The organism is Stenotrophomonas sp. YJH_SMC_43, from assembly GCF_059372535.1.
The window spans coordinates 212,057-230,149 of record NZ_JCAFVQ010000002.1 but is presented as its reverse complement, the minus strand read 5'-3'; the positions used below and the strand labels follow the sequence as shown (position 1 = coordinate 230,149).

21 protein-coding genes are annotated in these 18,093 nt (G+C 67.4%); 13 read left to right on the top strand and 8 right to left on the bottom strand.

Going from position 1 to position 18,093, the window contains the following annotated elements; all coding sequences use genetic code 11:
* Nucleotides 1-15 precede the first annotated feature (15 nt).
* From AC5QAH_RS07425 to AC5QAH_RS07380, 10 genes are all read left to right on the top strand, one after another.
* A complete protein-coding gene (locus tag AC5QAH_RS07425) occupies nt 16-468 on the top strand; it encodes a PTS sugar transporter subunit IIA (protein ID WP_010483653.1) in 453 nt (150 codons plus the stop codon).
* Nucleotides 465-1,415 carry an HPr(Ser) kinase/phosphatase gene (gene hprK, locus AC5QAH_RS07420; protein ID WP_005408388.1) on the top strand — a complete coding sequence of 317 codons (951 nt, stop codon included), beginning with the start codon at nt 465-467 and terminating at the stop codon, nt 1,413-1,415. The genes AC5QAH_RS07425 and hprK overlap by 4 nt, the downstream gene beginning before the upstream one ends.
* Before the next feature lie 27 nt (nt 1,416-1,442).
* Nucleotides 1,443-2,327 carry an RNase adapter RapZ gene (gene rapZ / locus AC5QAH_RS07415; RefSeq protein ID WP_010483655.1) on the top strand — a complete coding sequence of 295 codons (885 nt, stop codon included), beginning with the start codon at nt 1,443-1,445 and terminating at the stop codon, nt 2,325-2,327.
* 417 nt (nt 2,328-2,744) lie between these two features.
* Entirely contained in the window at nt 2,745-3,137 is a 393-nt protein-coding gene (locus tag AC5QAH_RS07410; protein WP_010483657.1) for a PTS sugar transporter subunit IIA, read from the top strand.
* Nucleotides 3,130-3,399, top strand: a complete 270-nt coding sequence (locus AC5QAH_RS07405) for an HPr family phosphocarrier protein (protein WP_005408385.1) — start codon at nt 3,130-3,132, stop codon at nt 3,397-3,399. Before AC5QAH_RS07410 ends, AC5QAH_RS07405 begins: the two co-directional genes overlap by 8 nt.
* Nucleotides 3,400-3,401: 2 nt before the next feature.
* Entirely contained in the window at nt 3,402-5,171 is a 1,770-nt protein-coding gene (ptsP, locus tag AC5QAH_RS07400) for a phosphoenolpyruvate--protein phosphotransferase (protein WP_010483659.1), read from the top strand.
* Between the two features lie 203 nt (nt 5,172-5,374).
* The gene (gene mgtE / locus AC5QAH_RS07395; RefSeq protein ID WP_010483662.1) at nt 5,375-6,736 is read left to right on the top strand and encodes a magnesium transporter; all 1,362 of its coding nucleotides are present in this window, start codon (nt 5,375-5,377) and stop codon (nt 6,734-6,736) included.
* A 59-nt stretch (nt 6,737-6,795) separates the two neighbouring features.
* A complete protein-coding gene (locus tag AC5QAH_RS07390; protein WP_010483664.1) occupies nt 6,796-7,062 on the top strand; it encodes a hypothetical protein in 267 nt (88 codons plus the stop codon).
* Nucleotides 7,063-7,133: 71 nt separating this feature from the next.
* The gene (locus tag AC5QAH_RS07385; protein ID WP_019337120.1) at nt 7,134-7,931 is read left to right on the top strand and encodes a carboxylesterase family protein; all 798 of its coding nucleotides are present in this window, start codon (nt 7,134-7,136) and stop codon (nt 7,929-7,931) included.
* Between the two features lie 137 nt (nt 7,932-8,068).
* Complete coding sequence (locus tag AC5QAH_RS07380) at nt 8,069-8,560, top strand: REP-associated tyrosine transposase (protein ID WP_099560382.1); 492 nt, start codon at nt 8,069-8,071, stop codon at nt 8,558-8,560.
* Nucleotides 8,561-8,628: 68 nt separating this feature from the next.
* Here AC5QAH_RS07380 and AC5QAH_RS07375 read toward each other — a convergent pair whose 3' ends face one another.
* From AC5QAH_RS07375 to AC5QAH_RS07365, 3 genes are read right to left on the bottom strand one after another with little or no spacing between them, the layout of a single operon-like run.
* Nucleotides 8,629-9,579: an aspartate carbamoyltransferase catalytic subunit gene (locus AC5QAH_RS07375; RefSeq protein ID WP_010483671.1), complete on the bottom strand. Its 951-nt coding sequence runs from the start codon at nt 9,577-9,579 to the stop codon at nt 8,629-8,631.
* A gap of 15 nt (nt 9,580-9,594) precedes the next feature.
* Nucleotides 9,595-10,089, bottom strand: a complete 495-nt coding sequence (gene ruvX, locus AC5QAH_RS07370) for a Holliday junction resolvase RuvX (RefSeq protein ID WP_010483674.1) — start codon at nt 10,087-10,089, stop codon at nt 9,595-9,597.
* Complete coding sequence (locus tag AC5QAH_RS07365; protein ID WP_109814075.1) at nt 10,082-10,648, bottom strand: YqgE/AlgH family protein; 567 nt, start codon at nt 10,646-10,648, stop codon at nt 10,082-10,084. The genes ruvX and AC5QAH_RS07365 overlap by 8 nt, the downstream gene beginning before the upstream one ends.
* Nucleotides 10,649-10,739: 91 nt before the next feature.
* On the opposite strand from AC5QAH_RS07365, the gene AC5QAH_RS07360 reads away from it, so the two are divergent.
* Entirely contained in the window at nt 10,740-12,527 is a 1,788-nt protein-coding gene (locus tag AC5QAH_RS07360; RefSeq protein ID WP_495232227.1) for a DUF4153 domain-containing protein, read from the top strand.
* Nucleotides 12,524-13,069, top strand: coding sequence for a DNA-3-methyladenine glycosylase I (locus AC5QAH_RS07355; protein WP_049405325.1), 546 nt, complete (start codon nt 12,524-12,526; stop codon nt 13,067-13,069). Before AC5QAH_RS07360 ends, AC5QAH_RS07355 begins: the two co-directional genes overlap by 4 nt.
* Before the next feature lie 85 nt (nt 13,070-13,154).
* On the opposite strand, the gene AC5QAH_RS07350 is transcribed toward AC5QAH_RS07355, so the two are convergent.
* The 3 genes from AC5QAH_RS07350 to AC5QAH_RS07340 all read right to left on the bottom strand — a co-directional run bounded on the left by AC5QAH_RS07350 (nt 13,155) and on the right by AC5QAH_RS07340 (nt 14,711).
* Nucleotides 13,155-13,862: a YitT family protein gene (locus AC5QAH_RS07350; protein WP_029379885.1), complete on the bottom strand. Its 708-nt coding sequence runs from the start codon at nt 13,860-13,862 to the stop codon at nt 13,155-13,157.
* Nucleotides 13,863-13,953: 91 nt separating this feature from the next.
* On the bottom strand, nt 13,954-14,403 hold the full coding sequence (locus tag AC5QAH_RS07345; protein WP_019338302.1) for a GNAT family N-acetyltransferase: 450 nt from the start codon (nt 14,401-14,403) through the stop codon (nt 13,954-13,956).
* 95 nt (nt 14,404-14,498) lie between these two features.
* The gene (locus AC5QAH_RS07340; protein WP_014646220.1) at nt 14,499-14,711 is read right to left on the bottom strand and encodes a DUF4287 domain-containing protein; all 213 of its coding nucleotides are present in this window, start codon (nt 14,709-14,711) and stop codon (nt 14,499-14,501) included.
* Between the two features lie 93 nt (nt 14,712-14,804).
* Here AC5QAH_RS07340 and AC5QAH_RS07335 point away from each other — a divergent pair, with 93 nt between their 5' ends.
* Nucleotides 14,805-15,701, top strand: a complete 897-nt coding sequence (locus AC5QAH_RS07335) for a LysR family transcriptional regulator (RefSeq protein ID WP_043398312.1) — start codon at nt 14,805-14,807, stop codon at nt 15,699-15,701.
* A gap of 42 nt (nt 15,702-15,743) precedes the next feature.
* On the opposite strand, the gene AC5QAH_RS07330 is transcribed toward AC5QAH_RS07335, so the two are convergent.
* Both AC5QAH_RS07330 and AC5QAH_RS07325 read right to left on the bottom strand, forming a co-directional pair.
* Nucleotides 15,744-16,727: an aldo/keto reductase gene (locus AC5QAH_RS07330; protein WP_495232226.1), complete on the bottom strand. Its 984-nt coding sequence runs from the start codon at nt 16,725-16,727 to the stop codon at nt 15,744-15,746.
* Between the two features lie 148 nt (nt 16,728-16,875).
* Nucleotides 16,876-18,039 carry a PilT/PilU family type 4a pilus ATPase gene (locus AC5QAH_RS07325; protein WP_049434422.1) on the bottom strand — a complete coding sequence of 388 codons (1,164 nt, stop codon included), beginning with the start codon at nt 18,037-18,039 and terminating at the stop codon, nt 16,876-16,878.
* Nucleotides 18,040-18,093 lie beyond the last annotated feature (54 nt).

Genomic DNA, 18,093 nt, shown 5'->3' with positions numbered 1-18,093 from the left:
CCGTTCCCCGCAGACATGCCCCTGACTGACCTCCTGGCGGCCGTGCAGACCCAGCTCTGCACGGCCACCGACCGCGACAGCGTCCTGCAGGCCGCCGCCGGGTTGCTGGCCTGCCGCCAGGCCAACGCCGAACAGATCTATCTGAACCTGTGCCAGCGCGAAGCGCTGGGCAGCACCGTGATCGGTCACGGCATCGCCATTCCCCACGGCCGCGCGCCAACCCTGGACCGCCCCCGCGGCGCCCTGCTGCGGTTGGCCACCCCGGTCGACTTCGGTGGCGACGAGCCGGTGGACCTGGTGTTCGCCATGGCCGTCCCCGCCCACTACACCCACCAGCACCTGATGCTGCTGTCCGAGCTGGCCGAGCTGTTCTCCGCGCCGGACATCCGCCAGGCCCTGCGCGAAGCGGGCGATGCCCGGGCCCTGCGCGAGGCGCTGGACATGACCCCACCTGCGAGCGCCGCATGAATACCAGCATCACCGCCCGTGAACTGTTCGAACAGCAGCGCGAGCGGCTGGGGCTGCGCTGGGCTGCCGGCAAGTCCGGCGAGAAGCGCGAGCTGGAGGCCGGCAACACGGTCTCGCGGCGCCCCTCGCTGGCCGGCTACCTCAACGCCATCTATCCCAACAAGGTGCAGATCCTGGGCACCGAGGAACTGTCCTGGCTGGATGCGCTGGAACCGCGCCAGCGCTGGGAGACCATCGAAAAGATCATGCAGTCGCACCCGCTGGCGCTGGTGCTGACCCGCAACCAGGCCTGCCCGGAAGACCTGCGCGCCGCCGCCGATGAATCCGGCACGCCGCTGTGGCTGTCGCCCAAGCGCGGCCACGAACTGCTCAACCACCTGTCCTACCACCTGGCGCGTACGCTGGCGCCGCGGGTGATCCTGCATGGCGTGTTCATGGAGATCTACTCGATCGGCGTGCTGATCACCGGCGAGGCTGGATCGGGCAAGAGCGAGTTGGCGCTGGAACTGCTCAGCCGTGGCCATCGCTTGGTCGCAGACGATGCCCCCGAATTCACCCAGATCGCGCCCGACGTACTCGACGGCACCTGCCCCGAGCTGCTGCAGGACCTGCTGGAAGTGCGCGGCCTGGGCGTACTGAACGTGCGCGAGATGTTCGGCGACACAGCTGTAAAGAAGAACAAGTACCTTCGGCTGATCGTCCACCTGACCAAGCCGATGACCGAACCCACCCCGCATGGCTACGAGCGCCTGACCGGCGACTCGGGCACCCGCCATGTGCTGGACCTGGATGTTCCGCTGATCACCCTGCCGGTGATGCCTGGCCGTAACCTGGCCGTGCTGACCGAAGCCGCCACCCGCCTGCATATCCTGCGTACAAAGGGCATCGACCCGGCGGCGATGTTCATCGCCCGCCACAGCAACCTGCTGGAACGGCGAACGCCCTGACTTCCCTGCCCTTCGAAGAGCCTGTCCATGAGCACCGCAACCCCCTCCGCCCCGACCCTGATCATCGTCAGTGGCCTGTCCGGCTCGGGTAAATCCGTCGCCCTGAAGACCTTCGAGGACCAGGACTACTACTGCTCGGACAACCTGCCGATCCACCTGCTGCCCGACTTCGTGCGCAGCCTGCTGGCCAACCACGACGGCAGCGCGCCGCGCCGGCTGGCGGTGGGCATCGACGTGCGCGGCCAGGCCGACCTGAGCCAACTGGGTGACTGGCGGCAGCTGGCCACCGACGCCGGCGTGGAAGTGAAGGTGCTGTTCTTCGAGGCCAGCGATGAAACGGTGCTCAAGCGCTATGCCGACACCCGCCGTCGCCATCCGCTGAGCCAGCTGGGCCTGTCGCTGCCCGAAGCGATCGCCCGCGAGCGCGAGCTGACCGCACCGCTGCGCCGCGAGGCCGATGCGGTGATCGATACCAGCAACCTCAACGTGCATCAGCTGCGGCGGCGGATCATCACCGAGTTCACGATGGACCATGCCACCGGCCTGTCGCTGCTGTTCGAATCGTTTGCCTACAAGCGCGGCGTGCCGGCCGAGGCGGACTTCGTGTTCGACGCGCGGGTGCTGCCCAATCCACACTGGGACCCGGACCTGCGCGCGCTCAGCGGCCGTGAGCCTGGCGTGCGTGACTACCTGGAAGCGCAGCCGGACGTGCAGCGTTACCTGGCCCAGCTGATGGATTTCCTCGATACCTGGCTGCCGAAGCTGGGGGATGGCACCCGCAGCTACGTGACCGTGGCGTTCGGCTGCACCGGCGGCAAGCACCGGTCGGTGTTCCTGGCCGAGCGCCTGGCCCGGCATGCCCGCGAGATGGGCTGGGAAGACGTGGCGACGTACCACCGCGAACAGGATTGAGGGGGTCGGCCGGGCTGCGCCCGGCACCCGCCGGTAGTGCCGGCCGCTGGCCGGCAACAGCAAAAGCAAAAGCAAAAGCGGCATTCCGTGGGATGGCGGGGCGATGTGGGCAGGCAGGACACGCCGTGAAGCCCTCCCTGGGGGCTCGATGGCGCCATCCATGGCGCCAACGGTCCTGCCTGCCCACACCGCCCCGCCTCTGACAGATTCCGTGTGCTGTTGGTGGGTGTCGACTTTGGTCGACACGGTAGATCCACGCCATGCGTGGATGAGTCCCGGTCAGGCATCGAAAAACGCATGGGGTCGGATCCCTTTTCCAGGGGAAAAGGGCTCTGACCCTGGCAACACTGAATACGGGACACAGTGCCCCTCTCCTGCTGCTATCGCCAATTCACCTTGACCTGTTAACGTGCAGTAATGACCTGTGGCATTCTCCTCGTAACACATCCAGGGGTCGGGACCGCCCTGCTTGACGTGGCGACCCGGCTCCTGCGGCAGTTGCCGCTGAAAACCGAAGCTTTCGAAGTACCGTTCGACGCAGACCTGGATGCTCTTCTCCCGCTTGCCTCGGCCGCTCTGCGGCGGGTCGATGGCGGTGAAGGTGTGCTGATCCTGACCGACCTGTACGGCGCCAGCCCCGCCAACCTTGCCGGGCAGCTGGCCCGTCTGGGGACCCCGGTTCGCCGGGTGTCGGCGCTGAGCCTGCCGATGTTGCTGCGGGTGATGAATTATCCGGAACAGGGACTGGATCAACTGCCCGCCACAGCCGCGGCGGGTACCCGTAATGGAGCGATAGTCGACGATGCTTGAACGAGAACTCACCGTGAGCAACCGCCTGGGCCTGCATGCCCGGGCCACCGCCAAACTGGTGCAGACCCTGGCGCCGTTCCGCTGCAACGTGACCATGGCCGCCAAGGGCCGTGAGATCAACGCCAAGAGCATCATGGGCGTGATGCTGCTGGCCGCCGGCCAGGGCACCCCGGTCACGGTGCGCATCAACGGCGAGGACGAAGCCGCCGCGATGGAAGCGGTGGTCGGCCTGTTCGAACGCCGCTTCGACGAGGACAGCTGAGCGTGCCACGCGCGCGTGCCGCCCAGGTCCCTTCCAGCCAGCGGCCGGTACAGCTGCTGGCCGGGCACGGTGCCGCCCGTGGCGCGGCGATGGGCCGGGCACGGGTGCGCCTGCCGCATGCGCTGGAAGTGGCCGAGCAGCGCATCGCCGCCCATCAGATCGAGGCCGAACTGGCCCGCCTGCACCGGGCGGTGGATGCCGCGCGCACGGAAATGCACGAGCTGCGCCAGCGCCTGCATGGCGCCTTGAACCAGGAAGTGGGCGAGTTCCTCGACCTGCATGCCCTGCTGCTGGACGATCCCGAGCTGTTGTTCGGGCTGGACGAACTGATCCGCAGCGGCCCCTACAGCGCCGGCTATGCACTGCGCCTGCAGCGTGACCGCCTGGCCAAGGTCTTCGATGGCATGGACGATGCCTATCTGAAGAGCCGCATGGACGACCTGGACCATGTGATCGGCCGCATCCACGCCTTCCTGCAGCCCGAACGGCCGCCGGTGATGAAGGGCCTGGCCGGGGAGATCCTGGTCTGCGACAACATCGCCCCGTCCGAGCTGGCGCAACTGCAAGCGCAGGGCGTGGTCGGCATCGTCACCGCCGCCGGCAGCGCGCTGTCGCACAGCGCCATCCTGGCGCGCAGCCTGCACCTGCCCCTGATCGTCAACGTGCCGCAGCTGCTCAGCCGCATCGCCGATGGCGACGTGCTGATCATCGATGGCGCCGACGGCAGCATCACCGCCAACCCGCAGGCCGACAACCTGCGCGACTACCGCGCGCGCCTGAAAGAGCATGCGCGCGAGCAGCGCGAGCTCGGCCGCCTGCGCAGCAAGCCCAGCCGTACCCGCGACCAGGTCGACATCGCGCTGCTGGCCAATGCCGAATCGCTGGAGGACGTCACCCAGGCACATGCGCTGGGCGCGCAGGGACTGGGCCTGTACCGCACCGAATTCCTGTTCCTGCAGCGCAACGAGCTGCCGGACGAAGAAGAACAGTTCCAGACCTACCGCGATGCCGCATTGGGCATGAGCGGGCGACCGGTCACCATCCGCACGCTCGATCTGGGCGCGGACAAGGCCGACCGTACCGGCCTGACCCTGAGCAATGAAGAGAACCCGGCCTTGGGACTGCGCGGCGTGCGCCTGTCGCTGGCACGGCCGAAGGTGGCCGACACCCAGCTGCGCGCGATCCTGCGGGCCTCGGCCTACGGCAAGCTGCGCGTGCTGGTGCCGATGGTCAGCACCCGCGAGGAACTGCTGGCGGTGCGCCGGCGCATGCTCAAGCTGACCGAACAGCTGCGTGGCGAAGGTCACATGGTGTCCGACCATGTGCCACTGGGGGCGATGATCGAGGTGCCCGCTGCGGCGTTGGCACTGGAGAGCTTCATCGACCTGGTCGACTTCCTGTCGATCGGCACCAACGACCTGGTGCAGTACCTGCTGGCCGCCGACCGCAACAACGAGGCACTGGGCGAGCTGTATTCGCCACTGCATCCGGCCGTGCTGCGGCTGCTGCAGATGGTGATCGAGACCGGTGCGCGGCATCGCATCCCGGTGGCGGTCTGCGGTGAGATGGCCGGTGATGCGCGGATGACGCCGCTGCTGCTGGCGCTGGGCCTGAGCGAGTTCAGCCTGCACCCCGGCACACTGCTGGAGGTGCGCCGCGCGATCCGCGAGGCCGACCTGGCCACGCTGCGTGCGCGCGCACCGAAGCTGCTGGCCGCACGCGACCGCCGCGCCATCGAGCGCTGGCTGGCGCTGGTGGCCGAAACGGCCTGAGCGCCAAGGGCAGTGCCGGCCGCTGGCCGGCAATCGCCGCCATCGAGGTCCGTGAGGTTGCCGGCCAGCGGCCGGCACTACCATCGGCCGCCATGCGTGGCGGCTATGCGTTGAAACATCCCCTTGCGATAATGACGCGCTGAACACCCCTGTTGCCGCATCCTTGCCGGGATCGCGGCTTTTCTTATCCCGCGGGAGCTGCGATGGCTGAAGCTGTACGCCACGACAAGACTGCACGCCAACTGCGGATGCTGTCCGACGCACTGGACAGCGGTCGGCTGGGCCCGGTGCGCCGCCTGGTCAACACCCTGGCCCCGGCCGAGATCGGCAACCTGCTCGAATCGTTGCCGCCGGGCAAGCGCGAGGTGGTGTGGGGCCTGGTCGATCCGGAAGATGACGGCGAGGTGCTGGTCCACGTCGGCGACGACGTGCGCGAGAGCCTGCTCGCGGACATGGACCCGGACGAAATCATCGCCGCGGTCGAAGACCTGGACATCGACGACCTGGCCGACCTGGTCGAAGACCTGCCGGACACGGTCATCGACGAAGTCCTCAAGTCGATGGACCGCGAGAACCGCGAGCGCCTGGAGCAGGTGCTGTCCTACCCCGAGGACAGTGCCGGGCGCCTGATGAACCCGGACGTGGTGACCGTGCGCGCCGACGTCAACGTCGACGTGGTGCTGCGCTACCTGCGCCTGCGAGGCGAACTGCCCGACCACACCGACCACCTGTTCGTGGTCAGCCGGCGCCATCAATACCTCGGCCGGGTGTCGCTGGCGGCACTGGTGACCCACGAGGACACCACCCCGATCAACCGCCTGATCGACGACGAGCAGCCGGCGATCGATGTCGGCGAAAGCGACCAGGAGGTCGCCCGCCAGTTCTCCGACCACGACTGGATCTCGGCGCCGGTGGTGGACGACAACAACATCCTGGTCGGCCGCATCACCATCGATGACGTGGTCGACATCATCCGTGGACAGGCCGAGCACCAGGCGCTGGGCGCCGCCGGCCTGGACGAGGACGAAGATCTGTTCAGCCCGGTCTGGCGCGCCATGCGCCGCCGCTTGATGTGGCTGTCGGTCAACCTGTGCACGGCGTTCCTGGCCTCCAGCGTGGTCGGCCACTTCGAGGGCACCATCGACAAGCTGGTGGCGCTGGCGGTGCTGATGCCGATCGTGGCCGGCCTCGGTGGCAACGCCGGTACCCAGGTGCTGGCGCTGATGGTGCGCGGCCTGGCGCTGGGCCAGGTGGGCGCCTCCAACGCGCGCACCCTGTTGTGGAAGGAGGTACGGGTTGCGCTGTTGAACGGCGTGATGCTCGGCTCGGTGCTGGGCCTGATCGTATTGGCCTGGTTCCATTCACCCGGTCTGTCTGCGGTGATCGCCATCGCGCTGACCTGCAACCTGCTGTTCGCAGCGCTGGCCGGCGTGCTGGTGCCGCTCACACTGAAGCGCTTCGGCTTCGATCCGGCGCTGGCCAGTGGCATCTTCCTGACCGCCGTGACCGACTCGATGGGCTTCTTCACTTTCCTCGGCCTGGCCACCCTGGTGCTGCTGCACTGACCGCATCAAGGATCGGGCCCCGCCACGCGGGGCGCTGACCCCACCCAACGGGAACACCCATGGCAACAACGATCGAAAACTATTTCCAGCCCGGCTGGCGCGACCAGCAGCACACCTGCCCGGCCTGCGAATGGAAGGGCAGCTCGCGTGCCATGGAGATGGAGCTGGACGAGGACGCCACCGAGTACGACTGCCCGGTCTGCGAGAACCCGCTGCTGGTGGTGCTGCATCCGGACATGGCACAGGTGCAGGCAGCTGCCGCCGAAGGCAACGCCGAGGCACAGGAGCAGTTGGACATCATCGCCAGTTTTCCGCGTCCGCAGTGACGCGGCGCACGATGCCTCATTGACGTGCGGCGGACTACGATGCGGCCATACCTGCCGCTTCGGGAATTCCCATGGTCCGTTCGATGTCGCGCTGGCTGCCACTGCTGGCCCTTCTGGTGATGAGCGGTTGCACTTCGCTGCCGGACAGCGCGCGTGGTCGCTTCGAGGCACGTGCGGTGAAGGTGGAGGGGGAGACCGCCTACTATCAGGTGTTCATTCCGGCCGGCGTGCAGGCCGCCGCTCCCACCCACCTCCCGGTCATCCTGTTCCTGCACGGCTCCGGCGAGCGCGGTGCCGATGGCGTCAAGCAGACCTACGCCGGGCTGGGGCCTTACCTGCGCGAGCATCCCGACTTCCCCGCCCTGGTGGTGTTCCCACAGGTACCGGGCCATGAGGAATGGAGCGGCCGCAACAACCGTGCGGCAGTGGCCGCACTGGACGCCACGATCGCCGAATTCGGCGCCGACCCGGCACGGCAGTACCTGACCGGCATGTCGATGGGCGGCTACGGCAGCTGGAACATCGCGCTGGACGACCCGCGCCGCTTTGCCGCGATCGTCCCCGTCTGCGGCGCGGTACTTGCACCACGCGCGAAGCGCCCGACCCTGTTCGTCGAGCAGGTCGCCCAGGAAACCGATCCGTATGCCGTGATCGCGCAGCGCCTGCGGCACACGCCGATCTGGATCTTCCACGGCGCGCTGGACGACGTGGTGCCGCCGGACGACGACCGCAGGCTGCACGCCGCCTTCCAGGGCGCCAGCGCACGCGACGTGCGCTATACCGAGTACCCCGACGGCAACCACAACGCCTGGGATGCCACCTATGCGGACCCGGCAATGTGGGCGTGGCTGTTCGCGCAGAAGCGCTGAGCCACAGCCCCTGGTAGCTGCCAGCCTTGGTTGGCATTGACTGCTCTGGTAGTTGCCAACCTTGGTTGGCACTGGCCTACCTGAAACCAAGCCATTCCCCGATGTTCACTGGAAGCAGCCCTGTCCATGCTTGCTCCATGCAGAACACATGTTTCCTGCTCGGTCGTCGCTCCAGCATCGGCCTCAGCTATATCCTCACCACTGTCGTCCATGACCGCGCACCGCTCTTCACCAACGCCGCAGCGGCCGCCTTGGCAATGCGCGAATTCCAGCGACTGGATCAGGAAGGCTTCACCCGCTCGATCGCCTACGTGGTCATGCCCGAGCACATCCACTGGCTGGTCAAACTGCGCGCGGGGACGCTGGAAACCGTCATGAAGCGCTTCAAGTCGCGCACAGCCCAGCAGGCAAATCGCTTGCTGGGGCGGATCGGGCGCTTCTGGCAGGCGTGCTATCACGATCATGCGATCCGCTCTGACGAATCGTTGCACCGGCATGCGATGTACCTGATGGGAAATCCGATCAGGGCCGGGCTGACGACGCGGCTGGGGCAATATCCCCACGCATGGTGCGAATGGGAGCTCGGGGCCTCGGGTGATGGGTCAGATGACATGAGCACCGCCGGATAGTGCCAACCAAGGTTGGCATCTACCAAAGCAGTGGGTGCCAACCTAGGTTGACACCTACCAAGCGGGGATCAGCCCAGCAGGGTTTCCAGCACGGCCATGCGCACGGCGACGCCGTTGGCGACCTGGCGCAGCACCCACGACTGCGGGCCATCGGCCACCTCGTCGGTCACTTCCACGCCGCGGTTGATCGGGCCCGGGTGCAGCACCGCCGCATCCTTGCCGGCGCGGGCCAGGCGCTCGGTGGTCAGGCCGTACTGCGTGTGATACTGCTCCAGCGACGGCACCAGGCCTTCTTCCATGCGCTCGCGCTGCAGGCGCAGCATCATCAGCGCGTCGACGCCTTCCAGCATCGCGTCGAAATCATCGCCGACCACGCAGCCCTTCAGGGTCTCGTCGTCCGGCAGCAGCGACTGCGGGCCGCAGACGCGGATCTCGCCCACGCCCAGCGTGCGCAGCGCATGCAGGTCGGTGCGGGCCACGCGCGAGTGCTTCACGTCGCCGACGATCACTACCTTCAGCTTCGAGAAATCCGGGCCCTTGGCCTGGCGCAGGGTCAGCATGTCCAGCAGGCCCTGGGTCGGGTGCGAACTGCGGCCGTCGCCGGCGTTGATCAGTGCGGTGCCCTCGCCCGCAGCGTCGGCCAGTGCGGCCACGGCGCCATCATCCGGGTGGCGCACCACGAAACCGCGCACGCCCATCGCTTCCAGGTTGCGCAGCGTGTCGCAGGCGGTTTCGCCCTTGCGCGTGGACGAGGTCGAGGCATCAAAGTTCAGTACATCGGCGCCCAGCCGCTGCGCGGCCAGCTGGAACGAGCTGCGGGTGCGCGTGGACGGTTCGAAGAACAGCGTGCACACCGCCGAACCGGCCAATACGTGGCGCTTGTTGCCGACGCGGCCGACTGCGGCATCGCGGATCTGCCCTGCCCGATCGAGCAGCTGCAGCAGGGTCTCGCGCGGCAGGCCCTCCAGGGTCAGTAGGTGGCGCAGGCGTCCGGAGGCATCGATTTGCTGGGCGGTCATGGCGGTGTCGGGCAGTCAGGGAATGGGGGTGGCGTCGTCGGGGGACGACAGCCAGCGGTCGATGATCACCGCCGCGGCCACGGCATCGAGGGCGGCCGCATCGCGGCGGCGCTTGCGCCCTTCGGCGCGCTCGACGGCGAAGCGGCGGGCGGCCTCGACCGAGCTGGAACGCTCGTCGATCATCACCACCGGCAGCTTGAAACGTTCCCGCAGCTGGCGGGCGAAGCCCTGCGCACGCTTGCGGTTGGGCTGGTCCTGGCCGTCCAGGGTCAGCGGGTCGCCGACCACCAGGCCATCGGGCTTCCATTCCTTGAGCAGGCGCTCGATCGCGGTCCAGTCCGGGCCGTTGCCGTGCACATCGACCACGGCCACCGCGCGCGCATGCGCGGCGAAGGCACTGCCGATAGCCACGCCGATCCGTCGCGAGCCGACATCGAAACCCAGAACGGTGCCATCACGGCGGATCGCCGGGGCAGCAGGAACCGGTGCGGGCGCGACCGGCTCAGACATGGCCGCTGTAATCCGTCAGCCGGAACAGGTCCACGCCGATACGCGAGGCCGCCCCCTGCCAGCGCTGCTCCAGCGGCAGCTGGAACACCAGTTCGGCATCGGCCGGCACCGTCAGCCAGCTGTTCTCGGACAGCTCGCTTTCCAGCTGCCCTGCGCCCCAACCGGCGCAGCCGAGGGTGACCACGGCGTTGGCCGGGCCTTCGCCACGCGCCATCGCTTCGAGGATGTCGCGCGAGGTGGTCAGGTACAGGCCGTCACCCACGGTCAGGCTGGAATCCCATGCACGCGCGTCGTCATGGATGACGAAGCCGCGTTCGGGATGCACCGGGCCGCCGTTGAGCACCATGCGCGCCTGCAGGTCGCCATCACCGGTGCTGATGTCCATCTGCGCGAGCACTTCACCCAGCGTATATTCGGAAGGCTGGTTGACCAGCACGCCCATTGCGCCGTTCTCGTCGTGCTGGCAGATCAGCGCGACGCTGCGGGCAAAGGTCGCGTCGAGCAGCGACGGCAGCGCGACGAGCAGGTGATCGGCAAGGGAGGTCGGCGTTACAGGCATGGGCCCATTCTACCTGCTGGGGGCGGGATGGTCGCGCGATGGCGCCGAACCGCGATGGGCTAGGATGGTGCTTTGCCATGGAAGGTCATCGATGCAGTCTTCATCGCCCCTGACCCTGCCGGCACGCAGCGCCATCGTCCTGATCGCCCTGCTGCAGGGTCTGATGCTGTATGCCGCGCAGGAACTGTCCGATGCCTGGCCGTTCCGCGATATCGGCTGGCGCTACTGCTGGTACGCTTGGGTGCTGGCCATCCCCAGCGCAGTGGCATTGAGCCTGGTCGAGCTGGGCCAGCGCCGCCTGTGGCTGCAGGCGGTGCTCGGCTCGGTGGTGGTGCTGGCGTTGGCCGCCTGGATCGGCTGGAACCTCAACGGCGAGACCGCGCTAGATTCGGGCGCGCTGCAGTTCCCGCTGACCCTGGGCATGGCGGTGGCGGTGTTCGTGGCCCTGCCCTGGTGGCAGTTCCAGTTGCAGCACGGGCATTGGCGCGCCAGCTACCCCGAGTTGTTCGAGCGCGCCTGGCAGAACGGTTTGACCCTGGCTCTCGCCGCACTGTTCACCGGGCTGACCTGGCTGCTGCTGTGGCTGTGGGCGGCGCTGTTCCAGCTGCTGGAGGTGACGTTCTTCCGCGACCTGTTCCGGCAGGACGCGTTCATCGCGCTGGCCACCGGCAGCCTGACCGGGTTCGGCGTGCTGATCGGGCGCACCCAGCACCGCGCGATCCAGATCACCCGCCAGGTGCTGTTCGCGATCTGCCGCGGGCTGCTGCCGCTGCTGTCGTTCATCGCGGTGCTGTTCGTGCTGAGCCTGCCGCTCACCGGGCTCGAGCCGCTGTGGAAGACCCGCTCGGCCGCCAGCCTGCTGCTGGTGCTGTCGCTGTTGCTGGTGACGTTCACCAATGCGGTCTACCAGCAGGGGGAAGACAGCGCCCCCTACCCCCTGCTGCTGCGACGCCTTGTTGAAGCCAGCCTGCTGGCGCTGCCGGTCTACGCGGCGCTGGCACTGTACGCGCTGGGCCTGCGCGTGGTGCAGTACGGCTGGACCGTGGACCGGTTCTGGGCAGTACTCGTCGCGTTGGCCGTGGCCGGTTATGCCGTGGGCTACGCGCTGGCGGTGCTGCGCCGGCAGGGGCGCTGGTTGCAGATGTTGGAGCCGGTCAACCGCTGGATGTGCTGGGCGGTGCTGGCACTGGCATTGCTGGGCAACTCGCCGCTGCTGGACCCGGTGCGGCTGACCCTGTCCAGCCAGCTGGCGCGGCTGCGCGCGGACCCGCCGGCAATCACCAGCAGCGACGTCAACGTGCTGCGCTTCGATCTTGGGCGCCGTGGCGTGCAGGCGCTGCGCGAGCTGCAGCGTGATCCGGCCATCACCGCCGATGCCAATGCGCCACAGGTGATCGCGGCCGCGCTGGCACGCACGTCACGCTGGGACGACGGACAGCGCCTCGACAAGGGGCCGCAGGACGTCGTCGCCCTGCAGCGCGCGCTGAAGCTGGCCAAGGGATCCAGCTCGCCACCGGAGGATTGGTGGCAGGCACTGGCCACACGTTCGATCAATGGTGAATCCTGCGCCCAGAGCGAGCGCGACTGCCTGATTGTGCATCGCGACCTGGACGGCGACGGCACCGGCGAAGTGCTGCTGTGCGAGCTGTACACCCACCGTGGCCCCGACTGCGTGCTGTACGCACGTGGCAGGGATGCCCAGTGGCGCCGGGCCGGCTCGCTGTTCGGCACCGTCAGCGGCCAGGCCGAGGCGATCAACCAGGCCCTGCGCGATGGCGAACTCACTCTCGAACCGCCGCGCTGGCCGATGCTGTCCATCGGCGGGCGCCCTGCGCTGGCCATCGATCCCGAACCCGAATCCAACGAGTCTTCCCCATGAGCGGCTACTGCCTCATCGCCCCGGGCCATCCGGTGCACGACTACTACCACGCCAACGAGTACGGCTTCCCGCAGCGTGACGAGCGCGAACTGTTCGAGCGGCTGGTACTGGAGATCAACCAGGCCGGGCTGAGCTGGGAAACGATCCTGAAGAAGCGCGAGGGTTTCCGCGCGGCCTATGACGGCTTCGATGTGGACCGCGTGGCAGCGTATGCCGAGCAGGACATCGAACGCCTGCTGTCGGACGCGGGCATCATCCGCAACCGGCTGAAGGTGCTGGCGGCGATCCACAACGCGCAGGTGATCCAGCAGCTGCGAGCCAGCCATGGCAGCTTCGCGGCGTGGCTGGACGCGCATCACCCGCGCAGCAAGGCCGACTGGGTGAAGCTGTTCAAGAAGACGTTCCGCTTCACCGGCGGCGAGATCACCGGCGAATTCCTGATGAGCCTGGGCTACCTGCCCGGCGCGCACGCCGAGGATTGCCCGGTGCATGCGCGGCTGCTGAAGCTGTCGCCGCCGTGGCTGCAGGCCGCCGTACGTTGAAGGACGGCCGCCGGGCATGGCCCGGCGCTACCGGAACCGCCACGTAGTAGCGCCGGGCCATGCCCGGCGAACGCGGAGAGCGCGATCACACGCCCATGTAGCGGCCGGGGCGGTGGTTGAACATCAGCACCAGGCTGAGCACCACCGCACCGATGGCCGAGTACAGCACCTTCGACGGCGACAGCACGAAGAACGCGGCCACCATCAGGCAGGCGTCGTAGGACATCTGCACCTTGCCCGCGCTCCAGCCACGGGTGCGCTGCAGGTACACCGCCAGTATGCCGATACCGCCGAGGCTGGCACGGTGACGGATGAAGAACAGGATGCCCAGGCCGGACAATGCGCCACCGACGATCGCCGAATACAGCGGGTGGATGTGCGAGAAGTCGATCCAGCGCGGCAGCAGGTCGGTCAGCACGCCACAGGCGGTGACCGCGGCGAAGGTCTTCAGGGTGAATTCCCAGCCCATGCGCCGCACCGCCACCCAGTAGAACGGCAGATTGACCAGCACGAACACCACGCCGAAGTTCCAGTCCAGCGCGTAATGCAGCAGGAAGGCCATGCCGGCCATGCCGCCGATCATCAGCCCACTCTTGGCGAAGATGGCCAGGCCCAGCGAGGCCACCATCGTGGCCAGCACCATGCCCTGCACATCCTCGGCGATCGAGTGGCGCAGCGCTTTTTCGTCGGCGGTGGTACCGGCGCTGTCGGGCGGCGGGGTCAGCGGACCGGCGGTGACCAGGTGGCCGTCAGCGTCGTCGCACGGCGCGGGGCCATGGGAGGGAAGGGACATACGGGTGGGGAACAGCAGGTGGGGAGCGGTATTAGACACGATCTGCATGACAGTTGCAGATGAAATCGTTCAGCCACCCTTGCCCATTCAGTTATTTCGGGACCGCTGCAGTCAGCACGGCCAGCATGTCTTCTCCGGCCTCGTCCATTCCGGTCTCGACGAAACCGAAGCTGCCGTAGAAGGCGCCGGCCACCGGATTGCGCGGGTTGTAGCAGATCTCGATCTCGGCCAGCCCGGGCGTGGCCCGGATCTGCGCCAGCGCCAGTTCCAGCGCACGTCGACCGATGCCGCGGCCCTGCCAGCGTTGATCGACCATGAAGCGCCAGATCGACATCCGCTGCGGCGTCTCCGGCACCCACATGAAGAACCCGACCCACTCGCCATCGGCACGGATGGCGCGGGTCTGGTAACCGGGATTGAAGGCTGCCTGCACCAGCGACCAGGTATTGCCGGCCACGAAGTCCTGCTGCGCCTCGCTGACGTCAAGGTCGCACACCGCCTCGTAGTTGTCGGAGGTGATCGTTTCCAGCGTGACCTGCATGCGGGCGTCCTGCCTGAGGATGGACGCCCAGTCTGCCCGTCCCTGCATCCCGTGGGGCGAGGCCGCCGACAACCGTTCAGCGCGGGGTTGCCTGCTCAGCCCTTGCCGGCCAGATGGTGCGCCACCAGCGCGTTGGCATGGCCATGGCCCAGCCCATGTTCACTCTTCAGGAAGCTGACCAGTTCCATGTGTTTCAGGCCCTTCTTCCCGGCCAGCAACCCGAACCAGTGCGCCACCGGCTGCCCGTAGGTCTTCTCGATGGAGGGGAAGTACGAGGCCGGGCCCTTGGGCTTGGTGTCAGTGCTCATGCGGAAGCTCCTTGCGTTGGATGTACCGGTACGACGAACCGGGGAGCCGGAAATCGACAGATCCGTTCAATCCGGGAGCCGTATCATCCTGTCATGCCCCGCGAAAATCTCAACGACCTGCAGGCCTTCGTCCACGTTGCCCGCGAGGGCAGCTTCACCAAGGCCGCCGCCCAGCTGGGCATATCCCAGTCCGCGCTCAGCCATGCCATGCGCGGCCTGGAACAGCGCCTCGGCGTGCGCCTGCTGACCCGCACCACCCGCAGCGTCTCCACCACCGAAGCCGGGGCCCGCCTGCTCGATACCCTGGGCCCACGCCTGGCCGAGATCGAGGATGGGTTGGCCGCGCTGGCCGAGTACCGCGAACGCCCGGCCGGCACCATCCGCATCAATGCCACCGGCCACGCCGCCGAGTACATCGCATGGCCACGGCTGGCGCCGCTGCTGCAGCAGTATCCGGATTTGAAGGTGGAACTGGCCGCCGACTACGGGCTGGCCGACATCGTGGCCGAGCGCTATGACATCGGCATCCGCCTCGGCGAGCGGCTGGCGCGCGACATGGTCGCTGTGCCGATCAGCCCGCCGCTGCGCATGCGCGTGGTCGGCGCGCCCAGCTACTTCCGCCAGCATGTGGTGCCACGGCATCCGGACGAGCTTGCAGGCCACAACTGCGTGACCCTGCGCCTGCCCACGCATGGTGGGCTGATGCCGTGGGATTTCGGCCAGGATGGCAACGAACTGAGCGTGCGCGTCACCGGCCAGTGGACCTTCAACACCATGGGCATGACCCGCGCCGCTGCGCTGGCCGGCAGCGGATTGGCCTGGCTGCCGGAAGACCAGGTGCAGCCGATGCTGGACGATGGCCGGCTGCAGTCGGTGCTGGACGACTGGTGCCCCCACTTCGATGGCTACTACGCGTACTACCCGTCGCGCCGCCACGTCACCGTGGCGATGCGCACGGTGCTTGATGCGCTGCGTGGGCCGATGGGGTGAGGGTCAAGGAGTGCGGACCAACGGTCCGCACCCGCCGGGTGGTCAGCCCTTGGCCTGCGCCGCACGCTGCGCGTTGTAGCGCTCGCCGAAGATCGACACTTCATCCAGCGCCTGTGCGATGCGCTGCAGTTCCTCCGGCGCCAGCTGCAGGTTGGCCGCGCCCAGGTTTTCTTCCAGGCGGTGAACCTTGGTAGTGCCCGGGATCGGCACGATCCACGGTGCCTGCGCCAGCAGCCAGGCCAGCGCCACCTGCGCCGGGGTCGCGCCACGTGCCGCAGCAATCGTACTGATGCGGTCCACCAGCGCCTGGTTGGCGCGGCGTGCTTCCACTTCGAAGCGCGGCACGGTGTTGCGGAAGTCGTTGGCGTCGAAAGTGGTATCGGCGTTGATCGCACCGGTCAGGAAACCGCGGCCCAGCGGACTGAACGGCACGAAGCCGATGCCCAGTTCCTGCAGGGTCGGCAGCAGCTCGCGCTCCGGTTCCCGCCACCACAGCGAGTACTCGCTCTGCACGGCGGTGACCGGCTGTACTGCATGCGCGCGACGCACGGTGCCGGCACTGGCCTCGGACAGCCCGAAGTGGCCGACCTTGCCCTCGGCGATCAGGTCGCGCACGGTACCGGCCACGTCCTCGATCGGCACGTTCGGGTCGACGCGGTGCTGGTAGAACAGGTCGATATGGTCGGTACGCAGGCGCTTGAGGCTGGCTTCGGCCACGGCACGGATGTTCTCCGGACGGCTGTCCAGGCCAGTATCGGTGCGCGCATCCTTGAAGCCGAACTTGGTGGCGATCACCAGCCTGTCGCGGTAGGGTGCCAGGGCCTGGCCGAGCAGGTCTTCGTTGGTGTACGGGCCGTACACCTCGGCGGTGTCGAAGAAGGTCACGCCGCGCTCGACGGCGGCGTGCAGCAGGGCAATGCCCTGGCCCGTTTCGACCGGTTGGCCGTAGGCATGGGTCAGGCCCATGCAGCCCAGGCCCAGGGCGGAAACCTTCAGGCCGCTGCGGCCGAGTTCACGTGTCTGCATCGTCATGCTCCAGAGGGGGAGCGCTGACGATACGCCTGCAGGGGCGCTGGATTGAACCGGCTGGACGGCAGTCGGTCATGACCGGAATTCATCAATCCCCCGCGCTCCCGGTAGAGTCGACTGTCAGTCGACTCTACACATCGCCAGGTCACCGGATCTCGGAGATCTCCACGCCATCCAGCCCCTGCGACAGGGTGCGCGCGTCGCCGCCCTGGCTGAGCTTGATGCGCAGGCGTACCTCGTTCTGCGAATCGGCGTAGCGCAGTGCGTCCTCGTAGCTGATCTCACCGGCCTGGTACAGCTCGAACAGGCTCTGGTCGAAGGTCTTCATGCCCAGCTGGACCGAGTCCTTCATCACTTCCTTCAGCTTGTGAATCTCGCCATCGCGGATGTAGTCCTGCACCAGCGGCGTGCCCAGCAGGATCTCCATCGCCACCTTGCGCGAGCGGCCATCGGGCGAAGGAATCAGCTGCTGAGCGACCACGCCTTTGAGATTCAGCGACAGGTCCATCAGCAGCTGGTTGCGGCGGTCTTCCGGGAAGAAGTTGACGATGCGGTCCATCGCCTGGTTGGCGTTGTTGGCATGCAGGGTGCACAGCACCAGGTGGCCGGTTTCGGCGAACGCGATGGCATGGTCCATGCCTTCGCGGGTACGCACTTCGCCGATCATGATCACGTCCGGCGCCTGGCGCAGGGTGTTCTTCAGCGCCGCTTCCCAGCTGTCGGTATCGATGCCGACTTCACGCTGGGTGATGATGCAGCCCTCGTGCTTGTGCACGAATTCGATCGGGTCTTCGATGGTGATGATGTGGCCGGTCGAGTTCTGGTTGCGGTAACCGATCATCGCCGCCAGCGACGTTGACTTACCGGTGCCGGTGGCACCGACGAACAGGATGATGCCGCGCTTGGTCATCGCCAGCGTCTTGATGATCGGCGGCAGGCTCAACTCTTCCACGGTCGGAATGCGCGTCTCGATGCGACGCAGCACCATGCCCACCTGGTTGCGCTGGTAGAAGCAGCTCACGCGGAAACGACCGACACCGGACAGGCCGATGGCGAAGTTGCATTCGTGGGTCTTCTCGAATTCCTCGCGCTGCGCCGGGGTCATCACGTTGAGGACCAGGTCGCGGCTCTGCTGCGGCGTGAGCGGAGTCTGCGTGATCGGCGAGATCTTGCCGTTGACCTTCATCGCCGGCGGCATGCCCGCAGTGATGAACAGGTCCGAGGCGCGCTGGTGCGCCATCAGCTTGAGGAACGAAGTGAAATCGATGGTGGTCGCGGTGGTGTTCACGGCGGGCTCCCAATGGGGCATGTACCAGGAAACGGTCGGTGGAGGAAACGGCGCGGAAACGGCGGCGCACTGGCG

Excerpts from the sequence above, each read along its gene's own strand:
- AC5QAH_RS07335 (WP_043398312.1), top strand. The coding sequence starts at position 14,805 with ATGCCCCGCGAAAATCTCAACGACCTGCAGGCCTTCGTCCACGTTGCC.
- AC5QAH_RS07385 (WP_019337120.1), top strand. The coding sequence starts at position 7,134 with ATGGTCCGTTCGATGTCGCGCTGGCTGCCACTGCTGGCCCTTCTGGTG.
- AC5QAH_RS07330 (WP_495232226.1), bottom strand. The coding sequence starts at position 16,727 with ATGCAGACACGTGAACTCGGCCGCAGCGGCCTGAAGGTTTCCGCCCTG.
- AC5QAH_RS07410 (WP_010483657.1), top strand. The coding sequence starts at position 2,745 with ATGACCTGTGGCATTCTCCTCGTAACACATCCAGGGGTCGGGACCGCC.
- AC5QAH_RS07425 (WP_010483653.1), top strand. The coding sequence starts at position 16 with ATGCCCCTGACTGACCTCCTGGCGGCCGTGCAGACCCAGCTCTGCACG.
- AC5QAH_RS07345 (WP_019338302.1), bottom strand. The coding sequence starts at position 14,403 with ATGCAGGTCACGCTGGAAACGATCACCTCCGACAACTACGAGGCGGTG.
- AC5QAH_RS07325 (WP_049434422.1), bottom strand. The coding sequence starts at position 18,039 with ATGCCCCATTGGGAGCCCGCCGTGAACACCACCGCGACCACCATCGAT.
- AC5QAH_RS07350 (WP_029379885.1), bottom strand. The coding sequence starts at position 13,862 with ATGTCCCTTCCCTCCCATGGCCCCGCGCCGTGCGACGACGCTGACGGC.
- AC5QAH_RS07360 (WP_495232227.1), top strand. The coding sequence starts at position 10,740 with ATGCAGTCTTCATCGCCCCTGACCCTGCCGGCACGCAGCGCCATCGTC.
- AC5QAH_RS07390 (WP_010483664.1), top strand. The coding sequence starts at position 6,796 with ATGGCAACAACGATCGAAAACTATTTCCAGCCCGGCTGGCGCGACCAG.
- AC5QAH_RS07365 (WP_109814075.1), bottom strand. The coding sequence starts at position 10,648 with ATGCCTGTAACGCCGACCTCCCTTGCCGATCACCTGCTCGTCGCGCTG.
- AC5QAH_RS07340 (WP_014646220.1), bottom strand. The coding sequence starts at position 14,711 with ATGAGCACTGACACCAAGCCCAAGGGCCCGGCCTCGTACTTCCCCTCC.
- ruvX (WP_010483674.1), bottom strand. The coding sequence starts at position 10,089 with ATGTCTGAGCCGGTCGCGCCCGCACCGGTTCCTGCTGCCCCGGCGATC.
- hprK (WP_005408388.1), top strand. The coding sequence starts at position 465 with ATGAATACCAGCATCACCGCCCGTGAACTGTTCGAACAGCAGCGCGAG.
- rapZ (WP_010483655.1), top strand. The coding sequence starts at position 1,443 with ATGAGCACCGCAACCCCCTCCGCCCCGACCCTGATCATCGTCAGTGGC.
- mgtE (WP_010483662.1), top strand. The coding sequence starts at position 5,375 with ATGGCTGAAGCTGTACGCCACGACAAGACTGCACGCCAACTGCGGATG.
- AC5QAH_RS07355 (WP_049405325.1), top strand. The coding sequence starts at position 12,524 with ATGAGCGGCTACTGCCTCATCGCCCCGGGCCATCCGGTGCACGACTAC.
- AC5QAH_RS07405 (WP_005408385.1), top strand. The coding sequence starts at position 3,130 with ATGCTTGAACGAGAACTCACCGTGAGCAACCGCCTGGGCCTGCATGCC.
- AC5QAH_RS07380 (WP_099560382.1), top strand. The coding sequence starts at position 8,069 with ATGCAGAACACATGTTTCCTGCTCGGTCGTCGCTCCAGCATCGGCCTC.
- AC5QAH_RS07375 (WP_010483671.1), bottom strand. The coding sequence starts at position 9,579 with ATGACCGCCCAGCAAATCGATGCCTCCGGACGCCTGCGCCACCTACTG.